Raw genomic sequence first — 255 nt, 5'->3', positions numbered from 1 at the left:
GACTGGCCGAACTGGCTGTGATACTCAGGCTGGGGGGGGCACTGATGGTGAGCACCCGGCTGATGATTGCCCGGGAACAACTGCCGCTCAGATCGGGATCGGCACTGGTGAGCCGCAGGGTCACACTACCCGCTGCGATGTCGGCCGCCGAAGGCTGATAGGTCAATGGCTGGCTACCGGTGATGACACTCTGGCTGAAGCTACCCGTGCCAGTGCTGGTGAGACTGGCTGAACTCGCTCCGCTTACCGTAGCCG

General features: G+C 63.1%; 1 protein-coding gene. It reads right to left on the bottom strand.

Annotated features, from left to right (window positions below):
* Positions 1-255, bottom strand: a 255-nt coding sequence (locus GJR95_RS41555; protein ID WP_198424787.1) for a hypothetical protein, incomplete at both ends; no start/stop codon positions are given.

The organism is Spirosoma endbachense, assembly GCF_010233585.1.
Classification (GTDB): domain Bacteria; phylum Bacteroidota; class Bacteroidia; order Cytophagales; family Spirosomataceae; genus Spirosoma; species Spirosoma endbachense.
The sequence above is the reverse complement of the archived record's forward strand: the minus strand, read 5'-3'. Positions and strand labels throughout refer to the sequence as shown.